The organism is Halomonas sp. McD50-4 (assembly GCF_022348135.1).
GTDB lineage: Bacteria > Pseudomonadota > Gammaproteobacteria > Pseudomonadales > Halomonadaceae > Vreelandella > Vreelandella piezotolerans.
Window position 1 is genome coordinate 34,118 of the sequence record NZ_JAKRFG010000002.1, and the last position, 22,143, is coordinate 56,260.

The 22,143-nt window shown below is 58.9% G+C and carries 19 protein-coding genes; 13 read left to right on the forward strand and 6 right to left on the reverse strand.

Features of this window, described 5'->3' with window-relative positions; genetic code table 11:
- Nucleotides 1–59: 59 nt before the first annotated feature.
- Complete coding sequence (locus MHM85_RS02770; protein ID WP_219862972.1) at nt 60–1,001, forward strand: PHP domain-containing protein; 942 nt, start codon at nt 60–62, stop codon at nt 999–1,001.
- A gap of 59 nt (nt 1,002–1,060) precedes the next feature.
- The gene (locus tag MHM85_RS02775) at nt 1,061–1,690 is read left to right on the forward strand and encodes an L-threonylcarbamoyladenylate synthase (protein WP_219862974.1); all 630 of its coding nucleotides are present in this window, start codon (nt 1,061–1,063) and stop codon (nt 1,688–1,690) included.
- A 48-nt stretch (nt 1,691–1,738) separates the two neighbouring features.
- Here the strand turns inward: MHM85_RS02775 and MHM85_RS02780 are convergent, their stop codons facing one another.
- Nucleotides 1,739–2,644, reverse strand: coding sequence for an ion transporter (locus MHM85_RS02780; protein ID WP_139525164.1), 906 nt, complete (start codon nt 2,642–2,644; stop codon nt 1,739–1,741).
- 41 nt (nt 2,645–2,685) lie between these two features.
- The gene (locus MHM85_RS02785) at nt 2,686–3,585 is read right to left on the reverse strand and encodes a CYTH domain-containing protein (protein WP_219862976.1); all 900 of its coding nucleotides are present in this window, start codon (nt 3,583–3,585) and stop codon (nt 2,686–2,688) included.
- Between the two features lie 136 nt (nt 3,586–3,721).
- Here MHM85_RS02785 and MHM85_RS02790 point away from each other — a divergent pair, with 136 nt between their 5' ends.
- The 3 genes from MHM85_RS02790 to argA all read left to right on the forward strand — a co-directional run bounded on the left by MHM85_RS02790 (nt 3,722) and on the right by argA (nt 7,153).
- Entirely contained in the window at nt 3,722–4,402 is a 681-nt protein-coding gene (locus tag MHM85_RS02790) for a TIGR00153 family protein (RefSeq protein ID WP_139525166.1), read from the forward strand.
- A 9-nt stretch (nt 4,403–4,411) separates the two neighbouring features.
- Complete coding sequence (locus MHM85_RS02795) at nt 4,412–5,677, forward strand: inorganic phosphate transporter (protein WP_153842170.1); 1,266 nt, start codon at nt 4,412–4,414, stop codon at nt 5,675–5,677.
- Nucleotides 5,678–5,836: 159 nt separating this feature from the next.
- Complete coding sequence (gene argA / locus MHM85_RS02800; RefSeq protein WP_239284541.1) at nt 5,837–7,153, forward strand: amino-acid N-acetyltransferase; 1,317 nt, start codon at nt 5,837–5,839, stop codon at nt 7,151–7,153.
- Nucleotides 7,154–7,215: 62 nt separating this feature from the next.
- Here argA and MHM85_RS02805 read toward each other — a convergent pair whose 3' ends face one another.
- The gene (locus tag MHM85_RS02805; RefSeq protein ID WP_239284552.1) at nt 7,216–8,070 is read right to left on the reverse strand and encodes an SDR family oxidoreductase; all 855 of its coding nucleotides are present in this window, start codon (nt 8,068–8,070) and stop codon (nt 7,216–7,218) included.
- A gap of 396 nt (nt 8,071–8,466) precedes the next feature.
- Here MHM85_RS02805 and MHM85_RS18345 point away from each other — a divergent pair, with 396 nt between their 5' ends.
- The 4 genes from MHM85_RS18345 to MHM85_RS02820 all read left to right on the forward strand — a co-directional run bounded on the left by MHM85_RS18345 (nt 8,467) and on the right by MHM85_RS02820 (nt 10,746).
- A complete protein-coding gene (locus tag MHM85_RS18345; RefSeq protein WP_255303816.1) occupies nt 8,467–8,589 on the forward strand; it encodes a hypothetical protein in 123 nt (40 codons plus the stop codon).
- 201 nt (nt 8,590–8,790) lie between these two features.
- Nucleotides 8,791–9,237, forward strand: coding sequence for a hypothetical protein (locus MHM85_RS02810; RefSeq protein WP_139525170.1), 447 nt, complete (start codon nt 8,791–8,793; stop codon nt 9,235–9,237).
- Nucleotides 9,238–9,295: 58 nt separating this feature from the next.
- Entirely contained in the window at nt 9,296–9,724 is a 429-nt protein-coding gene (locus MHM85_RS02815; protein ID WP_139525171.1) for a phage holin family protein, read from the forward strand.
- Entirely contained in the window at nt 9,721–10,746 is a 1,026-nt protein-coding gene (locus tag MHM85_RS02820) for a DUF3618 domain-containing protein (protein WP_139525172.1), read from the forward strand. Before MHM85_RS02815 ends, MHM85_RS02820 begins: the two co-directional genes overlap by 4 nt.
- Nucleotides 10,747–10,778: 32 nt before the next feature.
- On the opposite strand, the gene xseA is transcribed toward MHM85_RS02820, so the two are convergent.
- The gene (gene xseA, locus MHM85_RS02825) at nt 10,779–12,134 is read right to left on the reverse strand and encodes an exodeoxyribonuclease VII large subunit (RefSeq protein WP_139525173.1); all 1,356 of its coding nucleotides are present in this window, start codon (nt 12,132–12,134) and stop codon (nt 10,779–10,781) included.
- 217 nt (nt 12,135–12,351) lie between these two features.
- Here xseA and guaB point away from each other — a divergent pair, with 217 nt between their 5' ends.
- Both guaB and guaA read left to right on the forward strand, forming a co-directional pair.
- Entirely contained in the window at nt 12,352–13,821 is a 1,470-nt protein-coding gene (gene guaB, locus MHM85_RS02830) for an IMP dehydrogenase (protein ID WP_139525174.1), read from the forward strand.
- 89 nt (nt 13,822–13,910) lie between these two features.
- On the forward strand, nt 13,911–15,488 hold the full coding sequence (gene guaA / locus MHM85_RS02835; RefSeq protein WP_219862979.1) for a glutamine-hydrolyzing GMP synthase: 1,578 nt from the start codon (nt 13,911–13,913) through the stop codon (nt 15,486–15,488).
- Between the two features lie 161 nt (nt 15,489–15,649).
- On the opposite strand, the gene MHM85_RS02840 is transcribed toward guaA, so the two are convergent.
- Both MHM85_RS02840 and MHM85_RS02845 read right to left on the reverse strand, forming a co-directional pair.
- Complete coding sequence (locus tag MHM85_RS02840) at nt 15,650–19,603, reverse strand: hypothetical protein (RefSeq protein WP_219862981.1); 3,954 nt, start codon at nt 19,601–19,603, stop codon at nt 15,650–15,652.
- 514 nt (nt 19,604–20,117) lie between these two features.
- On the reverse strand, nt 20,118–20,420 hold the full coding sequence (locus tag MHM85_RS02845) for a hypothetical protein (RefSeq protein WP_219862983.1): 303 nt from the start codon (nt 20,418–20,420) through the stop codon (nt 20,118–20,120).
- Between the two features lie 254 nt (nt 20,421–20,674).
- On the opposite strand from MHM85_RS02845, the gene MHM85_RS02850 reads away from it, so the two are divergent.
- Entirely contained in the window at nt 20,675–21,256 is a 582-nt protein-coding gene (locus MHM85_RS02850; protein WP_139525182.1) for a DedA family protein, read from the forward strand.
- 66 nt (nt 21,257–21,322) lie between these two features.
- Complete coding sequence (locus MHM85_RS02855) at nt 21,323–22,126, forward strand: PhzF family phenazine biosynthesis protein (RefSeq protein ID WP_219862985.1); 804 nt, start codon at nt 21,323–21,325, stop codon at nt 22,124–22,126.
- Nucleotides 22,127–22,143 lie beyond the last annotated feature (17 nt).

Sequence of the window (22,143 nt, forward strand, 5' to 3'; positions counted from 1 at the left end):
CGAGCCTGTTCGTGTTGTACACGCCTATTCTGACAAACTCGCCACACGGCGTCATGCTAATGCCACTACTTCCTAATGCTCTTGCGACGGCACTGCCCGCCGCCTTCGATGCCGACCAGCGTTACACGGTGGATTTGCACATGCACTCGACCGCTTCCGATGGTGCGCTCTCGCCTACCGAGCTGGTCGCGCTGTGTGCCGAACGCGGTGTCACCCACCTCTCCTTGACCGACCACGACACCATGGCGGGGGTGGCGGAAGCGAGCATCGCCGCCCAGCAGCAGGGGCTCTGCCTAGTGCCTGGGTGCGAGTTGTCCACTCGCTGGCAGGGCATCGGTATCCATGTGGTCGCGCTGCTGCCAGGCGGCTTGCAGGGGCCGATGGTCGAGGGGTTGGAGCGCCAGCGCGACGCGCGCATCCAGCGTGCCGACGTGATCGCCGCAAGATTAGAAAAGATGGGGCTGCCCAATGCGCTGGAAAAAGCCCGCGCCCAGGCGGGCAGCGATCGCCCGCTCGGGCGGCCCGATTTTGCCCGGGCGCTGGTGGCGGAAGGCGTGGTGGCCGACTGGGCCGGCGCGTTCAAACGTTATCTAGGCAGCGGAAAGAAGGGCGATGTCAAAGCCCACTGGTCGGAGATCAGCGAAGTGGTGGGTTGGGTCGTGGCGTCTGGCGGGGTGGCCGTGCTGGCTCATCCGCTACGCTACGGGCTCACTCGGCGCAAACGCGGTCTGCTAATGGATAGCTTCATGGACGCCGGAGGCCAAGGGGTGGAGCTAGTGAGCGGACAGCAAAACCCGGACACCACCCGCGACCTTGCGCGCCAGCTCGTCGAACGCGAGCTATACGCCTCACTGGGTAGCGACTTCCACTTTCCCGGCAGCCATGCCGCCCCCGGCAGCATGAGCCCGGTACCCCGTACCGCCGCGCCGCCGATTTGGCAGCATCCTCGCTTGGCTCATCTGCGCGATGCCCCCAGTGGCATGCTGGCCCGTGGGTGCTAAGCGGTTGAATCAGCTACGCTGAAGAGAACACTCTCACTTCTGCCGACTAGGAGTCATCGATGAGCCAATACTTTCAGATACATCCGGAAAACCCGCAAAAGCGGCTGATCGATCAAGCCACCGAGATCATTCGCAAAGGCGGCGTGGTGGCGTACCCCACGGACTCGGGCTATGCGCTGGGTTGCCATCTAGGCGAAAAAAAAGCCATCGAGAAAATCAAATGGCTGCGCTCGTTGGATGACAAGCACAACTTTACCCTGGTGTGTTCGGACCTGTCTGAAATTGGTACTTACGCCAAGGTGGATAACGCCGTATTTAGGCTGCTAAAGGCCCACACCCCGGGCCCTTACACCTACATTCTCGATGCCACCACCGAGGTGCCTCGCCTGTTGCTGCATCCCAAGCGCCGCTCCATCGGCGTACGGGTGCCCGACCACCGGATTACCCACGCGCTGCTCGACGCGCTGGGCGAGCCGCTGATGAGCGTGACGCTCATTCCTGTGGGTGAGGCGCTGCCGATGAGCGACCCCGAGGAGATCCGCGACCGCTATGGGGCTCATCTGGATTTGATTATCGACGGCGGTGCTTGCCACCTCGACCCCACCAGCGTGATCGACCTGCGCGAACTGCCGCCAAAAATCGTGCGGGAAGGGCGTGGCGACATCACCCCGTTTCAAGACGGATACTAAACGTGTCGTACGACGGGGGCGCTTGGCGCCCCCGTTTCCGCATGAGCGCTACGACTCGCTTGGTGTGTCATCGTCAGTGTCGTCCTCTTTTTTCTGCGCTTTCTTGCGTGGGTCTTCGCTATCTTCATCCAGCCAAGTGCCGCAGCGTAGGCAGTAGCGGGCGCGCTTTTCATGACGGTCGTGGCCGCAGCCAGGACAGGCCTCTTCCGAGTAGCGGTCTTCACGAATCGAACGAATGACTTGGGCCGAGAACACGCCGGTGGGCACGGCGATGATCGAGTAGCCAATCAGCATCAGGATGACGGTGATGGCTTTCCCTAGGGGGGTGGCGGGCACGATGTCACCATAGCCCACCGTGGTCATGCTCACGATGGCCCAGTAGATCGACATGGGAATGCTGGTAAAGCCCGCCTCGGGCGATTCGATGGTGTACATCAGCGCGGCAAACAGCGTGACGACCATGAGAATGCTGCTAAAAAAGAGCAGAATCTGGCGCAGACTGCGTTTGAGCGCATCCAGCAGTAGGCGACCTTCGCCGACGAATTCCATCAGCCGTAAAATGCGAAAAATCCGCAGCACGCGCAGAATTCGCACGATCACCAGCCCATGGGCGCCCGGCACCAGCAGCACCAGCCAAGTGGGAATGATGGCCACGACATCGACGATGCCATAAAAGCTCTTGAGGTAGACCGTCGGGCGCTCCAAACAGTAAAGACGGACCAGCAGCTCCAGGCTGAACAGTAGCGTAAAGGCCCACTCTACGTAGAAGAAGAGCTGCCCGTAACGTTCGGCATAGATCTCGATACTGCCCAGCAAGATCACCGTCACGCTCAGCAGGATGGCGACGATGAGCGCAATGTCGAACGCCTTGGCCCCCGGCGTATCGGATTCGAAAATAATGTGAAACAGCCGGGCGCGAAGTCCGTCGGCACCGGGCGTAAGGGGAAAGCTCATTGCATCATCCTGAAGTCGGCTTCATCAATCGGGCAGTGTGGTTAGCGTAGCGCGGTTTCGTGGGCCAAGCGACGGGCCAGATTTAACGCAGCAACGCCGTAGGTCGTCGACGGCATGCCTTGGGCATTCAGCGCGTTGGGCAGTGCTTCTGCCTCGCTGCGCGCTGCACTATCGAGCTGGGGGTGCTGGGCCAACGTATCCAGCGCCTGCCGTGCGGCGTTTAGATGCGCAGCGTCGCCGCTATCATGATAGGCGTCCAGCGCGACGGTGGCGCGGTGCAGCCACTCGGCAGGGCGCTTGGCGGTGGGCAGCGGCCAGTGCTGGTGGCCTAGGGCATTGCCCCGCGCTGCCTTGCTGGTATCGGAGGGGCGCAGCGCTATTTGGCTCGCCAACTCGACGGCGAGCGTCCAGAGCGCTGCCGGGGCACCGGCTTTCAGTTCCAGCTCCACTTCACGAATCGGCGCTCGCGCGCTGCCGCAGACGATCTCTCCTTCGTCCAGCACCAGTTCGATGTCGCTGTCTTGCCATACTAACTGCCAGCTTTTCCGGGTGAAATCGGTGCTGAGCGTCGGGCGCAGCGCTGCGATGCAATCACCAAGCGCCCCTTGAAACGGAGGCAGCTCTGCCAGCGCCGCCTGGTCGAGAGCGGCGGAGGGAACTTGCCACTCCCACTCCTGTCGGCTGGAGAGTCCGCCACCGCCCTGGCCGGCCGTTTTAACGGTTTGCAGCACTTGCTGATCAATGGTGCGAAGGCGCACCGCCACCCGTGCGGCGGCCAAGTCGCCTGTGGGGGTATCGAAGTAGGTGTTGGCGAGCTGCTGCTGGTGCGGTGACGTCGCGGCCAGTAACGGATGATGGCACAGCGCACCCGACTGACCGCTGGGCAGGGCCAGCTTGAGCTCCACTTCCGTAGGGGCTGGCGTTTTGGTTGACTCTTTCATGACAATCGCCACCTCGATATTGTGACATTTCGGTTAATTTTTGATGACATTATGAACTTTTCATGACGGCGGCGGGCGCACTCTTTATACTGGCGCCCGCCATTTCCAGGCTCCCCGAAAACAGGCTAAAGGCTTTATGGTAACCTCCAACCCTTTTTCCGCGATGTTTGGCCGCTCGCCATTCCAGCCGCTGCTGGCCCACATCGTCAAGGCCAATGAATGTGCCGATCAACTGCTCCCGTTCTTCGAGGCCACGTTGACCGGTGATTGGGATACGGCGGCAGAACTGCGCGAGAACGTGACGCGCTTAGAGCACGACGCCGACACCCTGAAGACAGAGCTGCGGCTGAACTTGCCCAACACCATGTTCCTGCCCGTTTCGCGCTCTGACCTGCTCGATCTGATCAGTGTGCAGGACAAGATCGCCAACAAAGTCCGCGACATTACCGGCATCATGCTGGGCCGTAAAATGCGCGTGCCCGACGTGTTGGCCGAGCCGATGCGTGACTACATGCGTACCAGTGTGGCGTGTGTGGCCCAAGCGCGCCAAGCATTGGAAGAGTTGAAAGACCTGCTGGAGTCCGGCTTTGGTCGCAACGTTTCCGACGTCATGCAGAACATGATCCGCGAACTCCACACCCTAGAACATCAGGCCGACAGCCAGCAGGTGGCGATCCGTCGTCAACTGTTCGAGTTGGAGAGCCAACTGCCGCCGGTGGACGTGATCTTTCTCTACAAGATCATCGAGTGGGTCGGTGAAGTCTCTGACCGCGCAGAGCGCGTGGGCAGCCGCCTGCAGATTTTGACCGCACGCTAAGGGATACTCATGCAGATTATTGCTCAGCACGGTGACATCTTTATCATTCTGGCCTGTTTGTTCGGCTTCTTCATGGCCTGGGGCGTGGGGGCCAACGACGTGGCCAACGCCATGGGCACCTCGGTGGGGTCGAAAGCGATCACCATCAAACAGGCGATCATCATTGCGGTGATCTTCGAATTCCTGGGCGCATGGCTGGCGGGTGGCGAGGTGACCAACACCATCCGTAAAGGGATCATCGACCCCGAACTGCTGCAAGAAGACCCGCAACTCTTGGTGTACGGCATGTTGGCGGCGCTATTGGCCGCCGGTACGTGGCTGCTGGTGGCCTCGGTGAAAGGTTGGCCCGTCTCCACCACGCACTCCATCGTCGGTGCGATCGTAGGCTTTGCGGTCGCCGGTCTGGGGGCGTCTACCGTCGATTGGAGCGCGGTGACCACGATTGCTGCCAGCTGGGTCGTTTCCCCGCTGCTGGCCGGTACCATCGGCTTCGTGCTGTTCAAATCGGTGCACCACCTGATCTTCGAGAACGATAACCCGTTCACGGCCGCCAAGCGCTACGTGCCGGGCTACGTATTCTTGGTAGGGTTCATCGTTGCCATGGTGACCTTGACCAAAGGTCTCTCCCACGTGGGGCTCGATCTCACCTTCAACCAGAGCCTGCTGCTATCGATCATGATCGGCTTGGTCATCATGGGCATCGGCATGCTGATGCTTCGCCGTATCAAGTTCGAAAAGAGCGCCAACGACCACTTTGGCTACGCCAACGTTGAGCGCGCGTTTGGCGTGCTGATGATCTTTACCGCCTGCGCCATGGCGTTTGCCCACGGCTCTAACGACGTGGCCAACGCCGTGGGGCCGCTGGCAGCGGTCATCAGCGTGGTGCAAACCGGTGGTGAAATCGAAGCGTCCGCGCTGGTGCCCTGGTGGGTATTGGTGTTGGGGGGCGGCGGTATCGTCGTGGGTTTGGTGACCTACGGCCATAAAGTGATCGCCACGGTCGGTACCGGCATTACCGAACTGACCCCGAGCCGCGGTTTTGCGGCGACGCTGGCAGCGGCCACCACGGTCGTGCTCGCCTCGGGTACCGGCCTGCCGATTTCGACGACCCACACCTTGGTTGGGGCCATTCTCGGCGTCGGCTTGGCGCGCGGGATGGCGGCGTTGAACCTGCGCGTGATTGGCACCATTGCCATGTCCTGGTTGATCACGCTGCCGGCTGGCGCGGGCTTGGCCATTCTATTCTTCTTCATGTTCAAAGGCATGTTTGGTTAAACGTTCGGCACGCCAAGACGACACTGTTTGACCTACAGCGGCACCTTCTTTGCAGATGATCTTCTTATCAGATCGTTGCAATAGAAGGTGCCGCTGTTTTTGGTGCTCTGTTAAAGTAACTAGCGTCACTTTCATTCACCTGCTGCCGGAGAGCGGCCCTTGGACACTCGTTTCCCCTTCGTAGATTGGTTTCGTAATGCCTCCCCGTACATCAATGCCCATCGGGGGCGAACCTTTGTCATCTTGATCGAAGGCGAAGCCATGGCGTCTGGCCGAGGGGAGCAGCTCATTCAGGATTTGGCGCTGCTGCACACCTTGGGCGTGCGCTTGGTGGTGGTGTTTGGCATTCGCCCCCAAGTGCACGAGGCGCTGACGGCCGCCGGTGTCGAGCCTACCCGCATCGATGGCCGCTGGGTCGCCGACCGCGCCGTGATGGCTCATGTGGAGCAGGTGGCCGCTCACCAGCGGCTCTGGTTGGAAGCGCGGCTCTCGCTGGGCCTGCCCAGCACGCCGCTGCACGGTGTCGAGCTTAGCGTGATTTCCGGTAACCTCGTCACCGCCAAGCCGCTGGGCGTGCGTGAAGGCGTAGACTTCGACCATAGCGGCGAAGTGCGCCGGGTGCGCGCCAGCGCCATCGAAGGGCTGCTGGATAAAGGATCGCTGGTGCTGCTACCGCCGCTGGGGTTCTCCAGCACTGGAGAAGTGTTCGATCTGGACGCCTCTGAAGTGGCCCAGCACGCCGCCGTGGCGCTCAAGGCAGACAAGCTGATTCTGCTGGGCGAGTCGGACGGTTTGGAGGACGAGCAGGGCGCGCTTCTGCGCCAGCTTTCGCCTTTCGAAGCCGAACCGCGCTTGCAGCAGGCCGTGCCCGGCAGCGAGCTGGCGCGGCACTTAAACGCCGCCTGCACCGCCGCCCGTGAAGGGGTGGCGCGCACCCACCTACTTTCCTGGCGTAACCACGATGCGCTGCTGGGCGAGCTGTTCACCCGCGACGGCGTGGGCACCATGATCACCCAGCATCGCTACGAGCAGCTTCGCCCCGCCACCCTCAACGACGTGGCAGGTCTGCTCGAGTTACTGGAGCCGTTAGAGCGGCGTGGCATGCTGGTCGCGCGTTCCCGCGAGCGGCTGGAGCACGAGATCGACGATTACATGGTGATCGAACGCGACGGTATGGTGATCGGCTGTGCGGCGCTGCACGTCTTCCCCGACACCACCGTGGGTGAGTTAGCCTGTGTGGCCGTTCACGGCAACTACCGGGGCGGCGAGCGCGGCGAGCGCCTGGTCGAAGCCCTTGAACGACGCGCCCGCCAGCGGGGGCTGTCCGACATGTTCGTGCTCACCACCCACACGACCCACTGGTTCGTCGAGCGCGGCTTCCGCCCGGCAAGCCTAGAAGACCTGCCGCCGTTGAGGCGCGAAGCTTACAACCATGCTCGTAAATCCAAGGTGCTGGTGAAAAATTTGGCGGGATGAAAGTGAGTGGAAAAAGGTGAGTGGTGAGTGGCCGGGGCGGCTACGCCGCCCCGGAATGCTACTCAGGTATTGAGAATTACGCCGCCGTTCAAGTGCATGGTTTGGCCGCTCATATACGACGACTCTTCGCTGGCCAAGTAGACGTACGCCGGGCCGATTTCGCTGGGTTGGCCCGGGCGCTTCATCGGCACTTGGTTGCCAAATTCCGCCACTTTATCGTCCTCGAAGCTCACGGGTATCAGCGGCGTCCAGATGGGACCGGGGGCCACGGCGTTCACACGAATGCCACGCTCCATCAGCGACATCGCCAAAGAGCGCACCAAGCCTTGAATGGCCCCTTTGGTGGCGGTGTAGTCTATCAGCGTGTCGTTGCCTTTGAAGGCATTGATCGACGAGGTGGCAATGATCGTATCGCCCTCGCTCAAGTGGGGCAGCGCCGCTTTGGTCAAGTAGAAGTGGCTGAAGATATTGGTTTGAAAGGTCCGCATCAGTTGGTCGTCGGGGATCTCGGTGATGTCGTCCCAGTCGTACTGCTCGGCGGCGTTATTGATCACGATGTTGATCTTGCCAAACGCTTGTTGGGTACGGTCGACGATCTCTCGGCAGAAGCTAGGCTCGGCCACGTCGCCTTTCAGCACTAGGCAACGGCGGCCTTCCGCCTCCACGAGCCGCTTGGTTTCTTCGGCATCTTTGGTCTCTTTGAGGTGCACGATCACGCTATCCGCCCCTTCACGGGCAAAATGCACGGCCACGGCGCGGCCAATACCGCTATCACCGCCGGTGATGATCGCCACTTTATCGCGCAGTTTGTCGGTGCCGCGATAGCTCTCGCGAATGTACTCCGGCTCCGGACGCATGGCGTACTCGTCGCCGGGCTGCTTGTCCTGATGCTGTGGGGGCTGCTGCTGTTCGCTCATGTGCGGTCACTCCTTTGTGTGCACGAATCGCTTCGAACTGTCGACAGGGCGGCCCGTCTCCTGGGTGGCTGGCTGTCGACGGGGAGCTTTCAACGTAGACCAACGGCGAAGAGAAGGGCAAACGACGCAGCGACAGCAGCGGCGATGTATAGCCAGAATTAATAAAAGCTATTTAAACTGCTCATCTACACGGTTATGGCGGCTATGGTTTTTTTAATTCTATGTTTTAATTGACTTTTTATGTTTTTTTGGGTGCTGGATCAGCCTTGGGAGACCTGCCGTGCTGCATGGCAATCAACGTGTCAGCGGCTATAGTGAGTGAGGCCTGTCCAGAGTCATATGTAGACAGCCACTTTCTCGATCACCAAGCTCGACCACCAAGGAGTAGGAGGGACTATGTCTCCGGATAAAGACGATCAAAAGAAAGACCAGCGCGACGACCATCATGACGATGCGAACCCCATGCCCGATACGCACCACGTCAACCCGGATAGCGATGACGAGTCGGATAAGAAATAAGCCCAATCCCGTTACTGAAAAAGGCGCTTTCAACAGCGTCTTTTTTTATGGGGGCAGCCAGCCAGATGGCTTTAACCATTATTGACTTAACCTTTGTTGCTGGCCGGGTCGCGCTGGGTTAATTCGGCGGTATGGACATGGAAAGGGGCCCCAGGCTCGCTATAGTTCTGGTGAAGTTTCACTGACACGGAGAACGTCACCATGAACGATCAAGGACCCCATCACGATCACGAAACGCTCAAGCAGAAAGGCCAGCAAAGCGCTGATGAGCTGAAAGAGGCCGCCCGCGAACAGGCCGAGAGCGCGTTCGACCGACAGCGCGATAGTGTCGCGCAGCACACTCACACCTTCGGCTCGGTATTGCAGCGCGCTGCTGACGAGTTCGACCGCCAAGAGCAACCCTTTTGTTCCGAGCAGGCCAGGAAGCTGGCCGACCATACCGAGCGGTTTTCCCAGCGGCTACGCGATAAAGACCTCCACGCGCTGTGTCGTTCAGCGGAAGCGTATGGCCGCCGTGAGCCCGCCATGTTCATTGGTGGCGCGATTGCTGCAGGCTTTTTAGTCACGCGTTTTCTGCGCAGCTCCCCCGCCAAGGCATCGTCGTCCGATGTGTCAACCGAATCCAAGGCGCCCGACCAAACGCTTTGAACCCCTGTGTTCATCAGACACCCATACCATTTTTCATGCAGGAAGCGGGAGAGCAAGAATGGAATCGGAAAGCCATAAAAGCAGTTCGATAGGCACGCTGCTATCCACGTTACTCAACGAAGTCTCTGCCCTGGTGCGCGGCGAAGCGGCGCTCGCCAAGGCCGAAATGTCAGAGAAGACTCACCAGGCCATGGCAGGCGTAGGCGCCGTGGCGACGGCCGGTGCGGTGCTCTTCGCTGGCTTGTTGACGCTGTTGGCGGCGCTTGTGATGTTGTTGAACGAGGTACTGCCACCGGACACTCGCCCTTGGCTGGGCGCCGTGGTGGTAGGCGCCGTGGTCACGCTGATGGGCGTGGTGATGCTCAAGGCAGGGCTCAAAAAAGTACGCGCCCAGGGGCTCATGCCAAACCGCACCATGCAGAGCCTGCGCAGCGATAAAACGCTGGCCAAGCAGCATCAGCAGCACGTCAAGGAGGAGGTGAAATGAGCCAGGATGAACGTTCACATCGCCAAACAGAGCGCGATCCGGACCAAATCGAGCAAGAGATTCATCAATCTCGCGAGCGGCTGGATGCCACGCTGCATCAGATCGAAGAGCGCTTCTCGCCAGAACAGTGGCTGCACAGCACGTATGATTACCTGCGCCACGGCGGTGCCAATGAGTTCTTTGACAACCTGGGCACGACCGTTAAGCAGAACCCCGTGCCTACGCTGCTTACCGGCACGGGCCTAGGTTGGCTGATGCTTAGCCAGCGCCAACCGCATCGCTCCCATTCGCGTGGCTCTGCGCACGTCGATGCCACTGACGTACATGCCACGCCGCCGCCTCCTGATGAAGTGATGTCGCCTCAGCGTGCAAGTGCCGGGCAGCACGACCCGCGAAGCGATTCACACGGACCAGGCCACGGCATCAAAGAGCGCGCCCGACATATTGGTCATAGCACGAAAGGGGCCGCGCAGCAGTTCAGCGACAAAGCTCACCAAATGGGAGGACGTATGCACGATTCCATGTCCCACGCCCAGCAGGGCACGCATCAGCGGATCGATCACATGAAAGAGCGCGCTCATCATGTCAGCGACCGCTCTTCGGATTTCATTCAAGAGCACCCACTGGTCGTGGGAGCGTTAGGGTTTGCTCTGGGGGCGGCGCTGGCCAGCCTGAGCGCTACGACACACAAAGAGAACGAAACCCTGGGTGAGTATCGTGATCACGCCATGGACCAAGCGACCAAGATGGGCGAGGCGCAAGTGGACAAAGCGCAGCAGGCAATTCACGACACGGCAGAATCCGTGAAGCAGCACGCCCATGAGCAACGCCACGAGGGGCACCAGAACGAGGATAACCCCACCCAGCATAACGAGCCGGGATTAGCGGGGTCGAGCACGCCGTCAGGCAACACGCAGGGCGCGGGTACGAACACGGCTACCCATCCTGCTAGCAGCCCCACTACACCGGGGGCGAATACCGCCACGCAAACGTCCGAGACGCGTAAGCCACCGCTTCCGTAACGGCTGAGTTGGCTCGTCCCTGGTTCACGGCGCTACTTCTTGTAGCGCCGTTTTACGTCGACGCTGAGGCGTCCTTCGCCCAGGCGCAGCGTGAGGCGCTGGCCGGGCTGGGTGTCGTCGGCGCGACGGACGACTTGGCCTTGGGCATCTTGAGCGATGGCATAGCCGCGCCCGAGTACGGCCAGCGGACTGACGGCGTTGAGTTCTCGGGCGGCGCTATGTAGGCGTGCTTGACGCGTCTCCAGCAGGCGCTGCATCGCATTGGCCAAGCGGCGCTGTAGGCTGCTTACCCGTTCGCTGTCGGCGCGGTGCAGCCTTTTCATATCTTGGCTGGCAAGGCGGCGAGTAAGTTGGGCCGTTTGCGCCTTTTGCTGGGCGAGGGTGTGTTGTATGGCGCGGTGTAACCGCTGCTGCAGCGCGGTGAGGTACTGGCGCTGGCGGGCGAGCTGTTCGCCGGGGTGACGAAGGCGGGCGCGTAGGGTGTCTAGCCGCTGGCTATCTCGCTCTAACCGGGCCTGCATGGCGCGCTGTAAGCGCTGCTCTGCCTGGGTGAGCTGGCGCTTCAAGGCGTGTTGGTCGGGTACGAGACGCTCGGCGGCAGCGGAAGGCGTGGGCGCGCGCCTATCGGCGGCATAATCCGCCAGGGTGACATCCACCTCATGGCCCACCGCCGACATCACCGGCAGCCGGGAGTGAAAAATCGCCCGCGCCAAGTGCTCGTTATTGAACGCCCAGAGATCTTCCAGACTGCCCCCGCCACGGGTGATCAGCACCACATCTAGCTCGGGGTCTAACCGCGCCTGCCGGTTGAGCAGGCCGAGTGCCGAGATCATCGCCGGGGCGGCATCGGCCCCCTGAACCGGTACGGGAATTAGCGTCACGTCCGCCAGCGGCCAGCGGGCGGCCAGCACCGCCAGCACATCGCGAATGGCCGCGCCGGTAGCAGAGCTTAAAATCAAAATCTTGCGCGGTGGCAAGGGCAGGGGGCGCGCATTGGCGAACACGCCTTCGCCTTCCAACTGCGCTTTCAAACGCTCGAAGGCCGCCAGCAGCTCGCCGAGGCCAGCGGCCTGTACCGCCTCGGCAATGAGCTGGTAGTCGCCCCGTGGCTCGAACAGCGAGACGCGTCCGCGTAGCTTCACCTGGTCGCCATCGCGCATGGGCGCGGCCACGAAGCGCGCCCGCTGACGGAACAGCGCGCAGCGAATCTGCGCCCGGTCGTCTTTCAGGGTGAAGTAGATATGCCCCGAGGCCGGACGCGAGACGTTGGAAAGCTCGCCCTCTACCCACACGTCCCCCACGTCGCGCTCCAGGGTTTGCTTGGCGCGCTGGTTGAGTTGGCTCACGGAGAGCGCTTGGGGGGCGGGTGCCGTGCTCGTTGGTTCCATCGTTGGCCTTGGTGGTTCTCTCGTAGATGTCACGATACCTCAAACGCGGCTCATAAGGCTTCCCTTCACCGCATATTCCCGGCTGACGCTGACCGTCATTAGCAATTGGTATAAGCCTAACCGCCTCTCCGCGTTGCTGGAGCGGCCCTCGAAACGTTATAATGGGCGATTAACTTTCCACGCCCCATCTTCCCACTTCTCAATGGGTGTTGCCGCTATGCTACGTATGGCCCAAGAAGCGCTTACGTTCGATGACGTACTTCTCGTTCCTGGCTTCTCCGACGTTCTGCCCAAGGATGTCAGCCTAAAAACCCGCCTGACCCGCAATCTCTTCCTGAACATTCCCCTGCTTTCCGCTGCAATGGACACCGTGACCGAAGCGCGTCTCGCCATTGCCATGGCGCAGGAAGGCGGCATTGGCATCATCCATAAGAACATGACCATGACGCAACAGGCTGCTGAAGTGCGTAAGGTGAAGAAGCACGAAAGCGTCATCGTCAAAGACCCGGTCACCGTGAGCCCCAAAGCCAAGCTGGAAGACCTGCTGGCCATGGCCCGCGAATACGGCTTCTCCGGCTTCCCGGTGGTGGAAGGCGAAACCTTGGTCGGCATCGTCACCGAGCGTGACATGCGCTTCCAGCCGAACCACGGTGACAGCGTGGCCGATATCATGACCCCCCGTGAGCGTCTGGTCACCGTACCGGAAGGCACCGAACTCGAAGTCAGTAAAGCCAAGATGCGCGAACACCGCATCGAGAAAATGCTGATTGTCGATGACGCCTTCCACCTGCGCGGCCTAGTGACTTTCCAAGACATCGAAAAAGCCCGCACTTACCCGATGGCCGCCAAAGACAGCGATGGCCGCCTATTGGTAGGTGCCGCCGTCGGTACCGGTCCGGAAACCCCGGACCGTGTCGCGGCACTGGCCGAAGCAGGCGTTGACGTGATCATCGTCGATACCGCCCACGGCCACTCTCAAGGCGTGATCGATCGTGTTCGCTGGATCAAAGAGCATTTCCCGCAGATTCAAGTGATCGGCGGCAACATCGCCACCGCCGCCGCTGCTAAAGCCCTGGCGGAAGCAGGCGCAGACGCCGTGAAAGTAGGTATCGGCCCCGGCTCCATCTGCACCACCCGCATTGTGGCAGGCGTGGGCGTACCGCAAATCACCGCCGTTTCCAACGTGGCCGAAGCGCTGAAAGAATTCGACATTCCGCTGATTGCCGATGGCGGCGTGCGCTTCTCTGGCGACCTGGCCAAAGCCATTGCCGCTGGCGCCAGTGCGGTGATGGTAGGTGGCCTGCTGGCCGGTACCGAAGAAGCGCCGGGTGAAGTCGAGCTTTACCAAGGCCGTACCTACAAAGCTTACCGCGGCATGGGTTCCATGGGCGCGATGTCCCAGAACCAAGGCAGCGCCGACCGCTACTTCCAAGACAAAGATGCCGGTGCCGAAAAACTGGTACCGGAAGGCATCGAAGGTCGCGTGCCTTATAAAGGCATGATGGGCGCCATCGTCCACCAGCTGATGGGCGGCCTGCGCGCCTCCATGGGGTATACCGGCTGCCGCGATATTCAAGAAATGCGCACCAAGCCGGAATTCGTACAAATCACCGGCGCTGGCTTTAACGAGTCCCACGTTCACGACGTGCAGATCACCAAAGAAGCCCCCAACTACCGGGTGAGCTAACCAGCGCATTAAGTTACACGGCGGCGGGCATAGCCCCGCCGCTTGCTTTTTAGCCAATGCGGCCCGTTCCGCGTTATAGAGGCTCCGCCATGAGTGACATTCACGCCCATAAGATCCTGATTCTCGACTTCGGCTCCCAGTACACCCAGCTGATCGCCCGCCGGGTTCGCGAAATCGGCGTATTCTCTGAAATCCGCGCCTTCGACATCACCGAAGAAGAGATTCGCGAATACAACCCCAACGGCATCATCCTGGCCGGTGGCCCGGAATCCGTCACCGAGCTGGATTCCCCCCGCGCCCCGCAGTGCGTATTCGAGATGGGCCTGCCGGTGTTTGGTATCTGCTACGGCATGCAAACCATGGCCGAGCAGCTGGGCGGCAAGGTAGAAGGCTCTAACCAGCGTGAGTTCGGCTACGCCCAGATTCGCCTGGACGCGGAAAGCGCGCTGTTCAAAGACATCAAAGACCACGTCGACGCCGAGACCGGCAACGCGCTGCTGGACGTGTGGATGAGCCACGGCGATAAAGTCGCCAAAGCCCCCGACACCTTCACCGTGACCGCCTCTACCCCGAGCTGCCCGATTGCCGCCATGGCCTGGGAAGAGAAGCAGTTCTACGGCGTACAGTTCCACCCGGAAGTGACCCACACCCTGCAAGGCCAGCGGATTCTTGAGCACTTCGTGCTGGATATCTGTCAAGCCGAAAAGCTTTGGACCCCTGCGCAAATCATCGAAGACCAAGTACAGCGCGTACGCGAGCAAGTGGGCGACCGCCACGTGCTGCTGGGCCTTTCCGGCGGCGTAGACTCTTCCGTCGTCGCCGCGCTGCTGCACAAAGCGATTGGCGACCAGCTCACCTGCGTGTTCGTCGATAATGGCCTGCTGCGCAAGAACGAAGGCGACCAAGTCATGGAAACCTTCGCCAAGCACATGGGCGTGAAGGTGATCCGTGTCGACGCCGAAGCGCTGTTCCTCGATAAGCTGAAAGGCGAGAACGACCCGGAAGCCAAGCGCAAAATCATCGGCAACACCTTCATCGACGTGTTCGACGAAGAGGCCAGCAAAATCGACGGCGTCGACTTCCTGGCCCAGGGCACCATCTATCCGGACGTGATCGAATCCGCCGCCTCGAAAACCGGCAAAGCGCACGTGATCAAATCCCACCACAACGTGGGTGGCCTGCCGGAGACCATGAAGCTCAAGCTGGTCGAGCCGCTGCGCGAACTGTTCAAAGACGAAGTGCGCAAACTCGGCCTCGAACTCGGTCTGCCCTACGATATGGTCTACCGTCACCCGTTCCCTGGCCCCGGCCTGGGCGTGCGGATTCTCGGCGAAGTGAAAAAAGAGTACGCCGACATTCTGCGCGACGCGGATGCCATCTACATCGAAGAGCTGCGCGCCGCCGGTTGGTACGAAAAAACCAGCCAAGCCTTCGCCGTCTTCCTGCCGGTGAAATCGGTAGGCGTAGTAGGCGACGGCCGCCGCTACGAATGGGTCATCGCGCTCCGCGCCGTCGAAACCATCGACTTCATGACCGCCCGCTGGGCCCACCTGCCCTACGAGCTGCTGGAGAAGGTTTCCAACCGGATTATCAATGAGTTGGAAGGGGTATCGCGGGTGACCTATGATGTGAGTAGTAAGCCGCCTGCTACGATTGAGTGGGAGTGATCGCGGGAGTGATCGCCGGGCAGGGCCGTTGAGTGATCCCTAACACCGACGCATCACACGCTTCCTGCGAAAGCCTGCCGTTACCGGCAGGCTTTTTTGTTGCAGGACGATATCTAGTTGGTGTTAATTTTGATGTTCGATTGCTGAAAATAGGGTGAGGGTTAGCGCGATAAGTCGAGCACTATAACTTCGACCCGACCCGCTTTCACTGATGAGTGCTGTTCAAGCTTATTTTGTAAATCGTCAGCGCTGGTCGGTTTGGCTCCACCTCCGGGAGGTGCGGGAACTTGGTAGCCGGAGCCAAACCAGAATACTAGGAATAGGCCTTGTCCTTCCGCTTGCCAGTGGCCGGTATAGAATGCTTCAAGCTGACCATCAATTGCGTTCCACAAGTCCCGATGCTGCTGACGTTTGGCCTCTAATGGCAACAGCAAAGCATCATGCTGGAAGACAATATCGGCGCGCTTATCTTGAGGCATGTCAGCCTCATTAGCAGTGTAGATTGATAGGGGCGCGAGGTGGCCGCGTAGCAAGGAGACGGTCCTGTCGCGGCACTTATTCTCGGTGTGCGGGAGACCTCCATCAGTCCAGTATAGGTCGATCTCATCTTCCGAACTACCGCGTAGTCGCCTGCCTAGCTCTCGCAGCTCTTCGGCCACGATCGCTCGCAAGTCGGCAACGCTGTTTGGTGGGCCGTCGTCCAGTATCATCTTTATTTGGTCGAGTGTCGGTGGGGTATAGCTTTTGTCAGCCTGTTTCTGCAATTGCTCGGCAGAAACCGTCCGCAACGCCCATGTATAACTATCCTCGTGAGCGTCTCGTAGTGCTGTGAGTGCCGTTACGGCCTCATTAGAGACATCGCTTCCCAGCCTAGTAATTAGCGTCCGGATATATTCCGACGCATCCCAAGGGTTTATATCGCCTACCATCTCCGAGTTTGGCCAGCTAGTCTGGGGCCACTGCTCACGAAAAGTATCGATCAACCAGACGAGCTGGTTGATCGATAGGAAGGAGCCGGTTCCATTGTAACGCCTACCATGTCCAGATCGGTCTCGGAAATGCCAAAGCAACTCTGGCTCTATCTCATTGCCCAGACTTACGCGTGCCACATCGAAATCTACAATTAGCGCTATCGCTTGCCAATTCCGTCTCCGTTCGTCGTTCATTTCCCGTTCTAGTCGATTTACGACCAATTTCCGGAGCGCGTCACGGCGGTTTGAACGTAGTAAACGGTCGATCATTTCTGACTCTGCCGCAACTGACATGTCGGGGTAATGGATTAACCAGTTTTCGGCGAGATCAGCTCCGAAATCACCATCATCGCTACGCATGAGCGCCTGAAGGTGATCTACATGATTAACCTGTAGTTTCAACTGCGGCTGGATGTAGAGACGCACTACCTGTTCCCATCGACCACGTTGCTTCAGTTCGGATTCGACTTTGGCCGTGAGTTCCTTTAGCCCAGCGTGGTCACTGTTAGCCGTATGCCAGCACTCGAACAGGCCGGCAGCCAGCCGCTCACTGCTAACTCCTTTGAATGGTTCCGACAATATTCTTACTCGTTCAGCGAGTGCCGCAACGATAATGTCGCCTGACGGCCAGCGCTTACTCTTGGCGTAGCTCAGTGCTATTGTTTTCGCGTTAGGTCGTGGTGGGTAGGCCTGGAGAAACGACTCGAATCCTATACGCGTTGCCGCTGAAATTTCCTCGCCCAGCCACTCCGCAACACGCTCATGTGCTGGCACACCGTCGTCAATGTCATGAAAACGTTTGAGGTATGCCTGTGCTGGCGAGAGAATCCATCTAAATTGTCCCGATTTGACTTTCTCTATATTGGCAAAGAAGTCGCGGCGGTGCTCAGCGAACTTGGCAGCCTGCTTTGCCCTGTGCTGTCGCCTATTTTCTTCTTGCTTGCGCTCCCATTTTGGAATCTTTCGCTCGGCTAAGTTATCGATCCAGGTGAGCAGGTCGGACCGGTGATGTGCGAAGAGCTTGGCCGCTTCACGAAGTGCCTTACCCTCATCACCCCATGTTCGGCCAAGCTTAATAATCTCTCGCCAGCGTTCGTCGGTGCGATCATTGGGATCAAGAGTGTGTAGCAGGCTAATAATATCATCCTGTGTGGGATACAGGTTGATGACCCCAAGCTGCAGTGGCCAAGCTCTCTGCGATATACTTTTGTCGCCCGCTTTGTTAAGTAAGACATGCCGTTGGATTGCTAGGCGTACTGACGGATTCTCAGTTAGCCATTCTCCAATTTCCCTGCCTTGGTCGCGTTGATATGAGGCTGGCCTATAGAACGGTTCGAGCCATTGCCAAAGCCGCAGCGGCTCCACGGGTTGTTCACTCCTGAGCCTTCTGAGCACCAAAGCATATTGTAGGTCAATCAAGCTGTTTTCTTCGATATCAGTATATTCGGGTAGGAGTATCTCGGCCTGAGCGGCAAAATGGTCAAGTAAGCCGTCTAGCCTTGCTACAGGAACCTCTCTAGCAAGGGGGTAAAAGAGTCCTAGTACAGTGTTGCGCTCTTCTTCAGCCTCAATTTGGCATACAGATAGCCCATCGTGGGCGAAAACGATTGCTACAATCTGCTCATCGCTGAAGGCCTCCACACCGATATCATCAATCAACTCGTACGCGAGTCGAAGTGCATCCTTCCTTACTTGTTGCCGCAACTCTTCTAGAAGCATAGGCCAGTTCTCGCCACCAAGTGCAACCAGTACTTGAGCGCTTTCATGGCGTATACCGTAGGGCTCGGCTTCATCAAGCACGAGCTCGCGTAATAACGTGCGTTGGCTCTCAGCCGTTGGTGCACCTTTGAGTTGCTGCAACAAGAATGCCCTTAGTCCGAATTCGGCCCCAGAGTTACTAATTACGCGTGCAACTTCACCCATCAGAGGCGGCGTTACCAACGCCGCCGCGCGGTATTCCTGCCAGCCGCTGAATCGCGGATTATTGGTAGAGAGCCGTTCAAGTGCTGTAAATAGCCGCCGTGCCTGCTCGGGTGCTAGTTCTTCCGCGTCGCCATATTCGACTACTCCCATCGGATCGGTGTTGATCACCGCCTCTGCTAGTTGCTGATTGCGCGCCAGCCAGGCGTGAAGGCCGCGCAGTGAAGCGGGCACTAGACCGTGCGACCGGAACAACCCGAGAAGGCGTTGACGCTTCGCTCGTGTATCGGCCCGCGTAGCTAGCCAGCGCGCGCCGACAAACTCACCGATGCGGCGATGGGCGTAGGTCAGGCCGTCTAGATCAGTTGCGAAAAGTTTTGTGTTTGCCGCCAACTTCACATGCCCGTTATCAAATGCCTCAACCTCTGCAAGTGGTAGTGCCTTGTCAGCGGGATCAATTACTCCGCTCGGTTGATCGGTGATGCGTGAATTGCTCGTCAGTATCAGAGCTGAAAATGCTGCGCCCGCCGCATCAAGAACAACATCATGGGGTAACTCAGTTTTCAGACGGTTATGCTCTTTCCTGAGCGTATCGATAGCGTTCTCAAAAAGAGCGCCGCTGGTTGCTGGCAACAGCCGATCTTTAGGTAGGGCGGCTATTAACTTTAGCGTCTGTGGGTTTCCAAGAAAATCGAGACCGAACTGCATGAAATGATCGAGCAGCGTTCGTGCACGCTTCGCGTCGCCAATTAAAAGTTGGGTGAGTAGCTCGTACTGTTCATCTTTGTCGAGTGGCGTGAGGTGCACTTCCAGTGGTGGCAAATCGTCATATTGATCGGCAATCGCCTGCGCTGAGATAGCAGCACGCCAATCCGCTACTCGGCAACTGATAATGAAAGGGGGGTAGTCGAGTTCACCTAGCTTTCGCAGGACTAGATTGACTGCATCTCCGTCTGACTGGGCGGAAACCTCATCGAGCGCGTCGATAATTAGACGTTCCTTGTCGCCGAGAAGAATCTCTGGTCGCGGCTTATTAATCAGCTGCTGAGCCCGACAGAAAGCGTTACCACCTTTCGCACTTAATTCCTTAAGTAATTCAGTCTTTCCCATGCCAGGCTCGCCAAGCACTACGATAGGTCCACTGTGCATCAGCAGGTCGTCTTGCGTCAGTTGGTGCTGACCATTTTGATCGGCAAACCACAGCTTTCTCTGAAAATAGCTCAAGCTCAATCTCTCTTGTTCAATTGAACACCACCCCTCATCCCTAGCCTATCATTTGTTATCGTGAGATAGATGAGCGCGACCATAATGGCGCGACGAAGCGCTTACTACGACTACCTCGAAAGCACTCAGAAAGGCAGCCTCGATATTACGCCTTGGTTGTTGTGGTTCCTCGATACGCTGAAAGAGGCGCTCGAGTATGCTCTGTTAAGAATCGACCGTGTATTAGTTAAGGCCACCTTTTGGCAGCGCCGTGCCACTACGGTACTGAACGAGCGGCAAATTAAGGTGTTGAACCGTTTGTCGGATACCGCAGGCGAGGAATGTGCGCAGGGGATCAATGCCCGCAAGTACCAGTCGCTTGCCAAGGTAAGCAAAGCCACCGCCACGCGGGATTTGGCAGAACTGGTGGAGAAAGGCTCCCTTTCCAAGCTTCCCGGTGGTGGGCGCAGTAGTCGTTACTCCGTGAAGGTGGGCTATGGTTGCCTGTTGGGAACGATAGGTTCCAAGGCGTTAGTCAGAAACCTTCGCAGTTATCTTGATGCAGCGGCGCATCGGTGCCCAGCGCTAGGCGCTCGGTGGCGCTGTTGTAGTAAAAGTGGCCATGTTCAACGTTGGCCAGCGTATAATCCCCGCAAACCCCATAGCCCTTGTTGACGCGCTTTAAATGCGAGATGTCGGCCTGTGTTTGGCTGCCGAGGTGTTCCGATATGCTTGCGGCGATGTGCGCATCACGCTGTGCCTCGGAGTGGGCTTGGCCACCGAATAACAGGCCCGCCACGATGAAAATGGCGACAACGGGAATCCATAGGTTATGCATAGCGTGCCCAGTGAGTTGGTGTGGTGTGCATGATGCCAGTAGGGAAAGTAGTTATCAGGATAATAACGGGTTGCTGGTTTCGCTGCACTGATGGGTGTGGGCTGCGTGCGTTGCTGTTGAATGCCTCTCGCAGATTGAATAAGCTGCCTGCCGCTAAAAAGCCCTATTCAACCCTCCGCATCATCCCGAATCGCGATAAAAATGGCGTTTACGTGCCGCCCACGGCTCCGGGGTAACTTTATGGATGAACGCAAATGACTGTCGAGCAGTTGGTGGAGTCTTATGGCAGCGTCGGCCTATTCGTGGGGTCGAGCCTGGAGGGCGAAGCCAGCGCAATGCTGGGCGGCATCATGGTTCACCAGCACTTGATTAGATTTTGGCCCGCGATCATCGCTCTGGCGCTGGGTTCTTTCCTGGCGGATCAAGTATTCTTCCTGCTCGGGCACTGGTGGCGCAACAGCGCTATCGTTCGTTCGGTTCAGGGTAGCACAGCGGGTGCGCGTGTACTGACCACGTTCAATGCTCGCCCGGACGTTTTCGCGTTCTCCTTGCGCTTTCTTTATGGGTTACGCATGGCCGGTGCGGTGACGATCGGTACGACCGATTACCCTTGGCTGCGATTTATCCTGCTCAATGCTATGTCGGCGCTGATCTGGGCGCTGGCCTGGGTCACGCTCGGTTATCTGTTTGGTCAGGCCCTTGCGCCACTGTTCGAGCGGCTGAGTGGCTATTCCCATTTTATATGGGCGGGTGTTGTCGTTGCCTTTTGCATCGCGGCAGTGGCCGTGATGGCTTCCAGGCGGAGACGCGCTAAGCGCATGACGACGCGCGATTGAGCTCAATGCCTCCGCCAGAAAGCGGCACTAACCTAGCGTTTTCGCCTCTCTTTTTCGGTAACTGCCATGAAAATCGACCTCTACCAAGTAGATGCTTTCGCCTCAAAACCCTTTGAAGGCAACCCAGCCGCCGTGTGCCCGCTGGAGGCGTGGTTGGATGATGCGCTGCTGCAGGCCATTGCAGCGGAGAATAACCTGTCCGAAACCGCATTTTTCGTACCCACGGAAGCGGGCTATCACCTGCGCTGGTTTACGCCTTCGGTGGAGGTGGATCTGTGCGGCCACGCCACCTTAGCGGCGGCCTGGGTGGTGTTCCATGCCTTGGGCGTGGTGGCCGAGGCGGTGGCCTTTGAAACCAGAAGCGGTGTACTGACCGTTCGCCGTGAAGGCGATATGCTGGTGATGGAATTCCCCGCAAAAACGCTCGCCCCGCTAGACATGCACGCGGAAGTCGCCGCTGCCCTAGGCGGTATCGAAATCGAGGAACTGCTGATCTCGGATGACATTGTGGTGGTAGTCGAGGAGGCGAGTGTGATTGAACGCCTTGCACCAGATATGCAGCGGCTTAAGCAATTACCGGGGCGGGGTGTGGCTGTTACTGCGAAAGGTGATGATGTGGATGTTGTATCTCGCTGGTTTGGCCCCAAGGTCGGCGTGGAAGAAGACCCGGTCACCGGCTCGGCGCATACGTCGCTCGCACCTTACTGGGCAGCGCGTTTGGGTAAGCAAGCGCTGACTGCCCGCCAGGGTGGCGCACGACAAGGCGCGCTGAGCTGCGTGGTAGAAGGTGAGCGCGTGATGATTAAAGGCCGCGTTGCGCCTTATCTAACGGGGCAAATCACGCTGCCTGAAAATGCTTCCTTAAGGTAGTACCTCTCACTCCATAG

Coding starts and splice junctions, on each gene's coding strand:
- MHM85_RS02770 (WP_219862972.1), top strand. CDS start 60: ATGCCACTACTTCCTAATGCTCTTGCGACGGCACTGCCCGCCGCCTTC.
- MHM85_RS02775 (WP_219862974.1), top strand. CDS start 1,061: ATGAGCCAATACTTTCAGATACATCCGGAAAACCCGCAAAAGCGGCTG.
- MHM85_RS02780 (WP_139525164.1), bottom strand. CDS start 2,644: ATGAGCTTTCCCCTTACGCCCGGTGCCGACGGACTTCGCGCCCGGCTG.
- MHM85_RS02785 (WP_219862976.1), bottom strand. CDS start 3,585: ATGAAAGAGTCAACCAAAACGCCAGCCCCTACGGAAGTGGAGCTCAAG.
- MHM85_RS02790 (WP_139525166.1), top strand. CDS start 3,722: ATGGTAACCTCCAACCCTTTTTCCGCGATGTTTGGCCGCTCGCCATTC.
- MHM85_RS02795 (WP_153842170.1), top strand. CDS start 4,412: ATGCAGATTATTGCTCAGCACGGTGACATCTTTATCATTCTGGCCTGT.
- MHM85_RS02805 (WP_239284552.1), bottom strand. CDS start 8,070: ATGAGCGAACAGCAGCAGCCCCCACAGCATCAGGACAAGCAGCCCGGC.
- MHM85_RS18345 (WP_255303816.1), top strand. CDS start 8,467: ATGTCTCCGGATAAAGACGATCAAAAGAAAGACCAGCGCGACGACCAT.
- MHM85_RS02810 (WP_139525170.1), top strand. CDS start 8,791: ATGAACGATCAAGGACCCCATCACGATCACGAAACGCTCAAGCAGAAA.
- MHM85_RS02815 (WP_139525171.1), top strand. CDS start 9,296: ATGGAATCGGAAAGCCATAAAAGCAGTTCGATAGGCACGCTGCTATCC.
- MHM85_RS02820 (WP_139525172.1), top strand. CDS start 9,721: ATGAGCCAGGATGAACGTTCACATCGCCAAACAGAGCGCGATCCGGAC.
- xseA (WP_139525173.1), bottom strand. CDS start 12,134: ATGGAACCAACGAGCACGGCACCCGCCCCCCAAGCGCTCTCCGTGAGC.
- guaB (WP_139525174.1), top strand. CDS start 12,352: ATGCTACGTATGGCCCAAGAAGCGCTTACGTTCGATGACGTACTTCTC.
- guaA (WP_219862979.1), top strand. CDS start 13,911: ATGAGTGACATTCACGCCCATAAGATCCTGATTCTCGACTTCGGCTCC.
- MHM85_RS02845 (WP_219862983.1), bottom strand. CDS start 20,420: ATGCATAACCTATGGATTCCCGTTGTCGCCATTTTCATCGTGGCGGGC.
- MHM85_RS02850 (WP_139525182.1), top strand. CDS start 20,675: ATGACTGTCGAGCAGTTGGTGGAGTCTTATGGCAGCGTCGGCCTATTC.
- MHM85_RS02855 (WP_219862985.1), top strand. CDS start 21,323: ATGAAAATCGACCTCTACCAAGTAGATGCTTTCGCCTCAAAACCCTTT.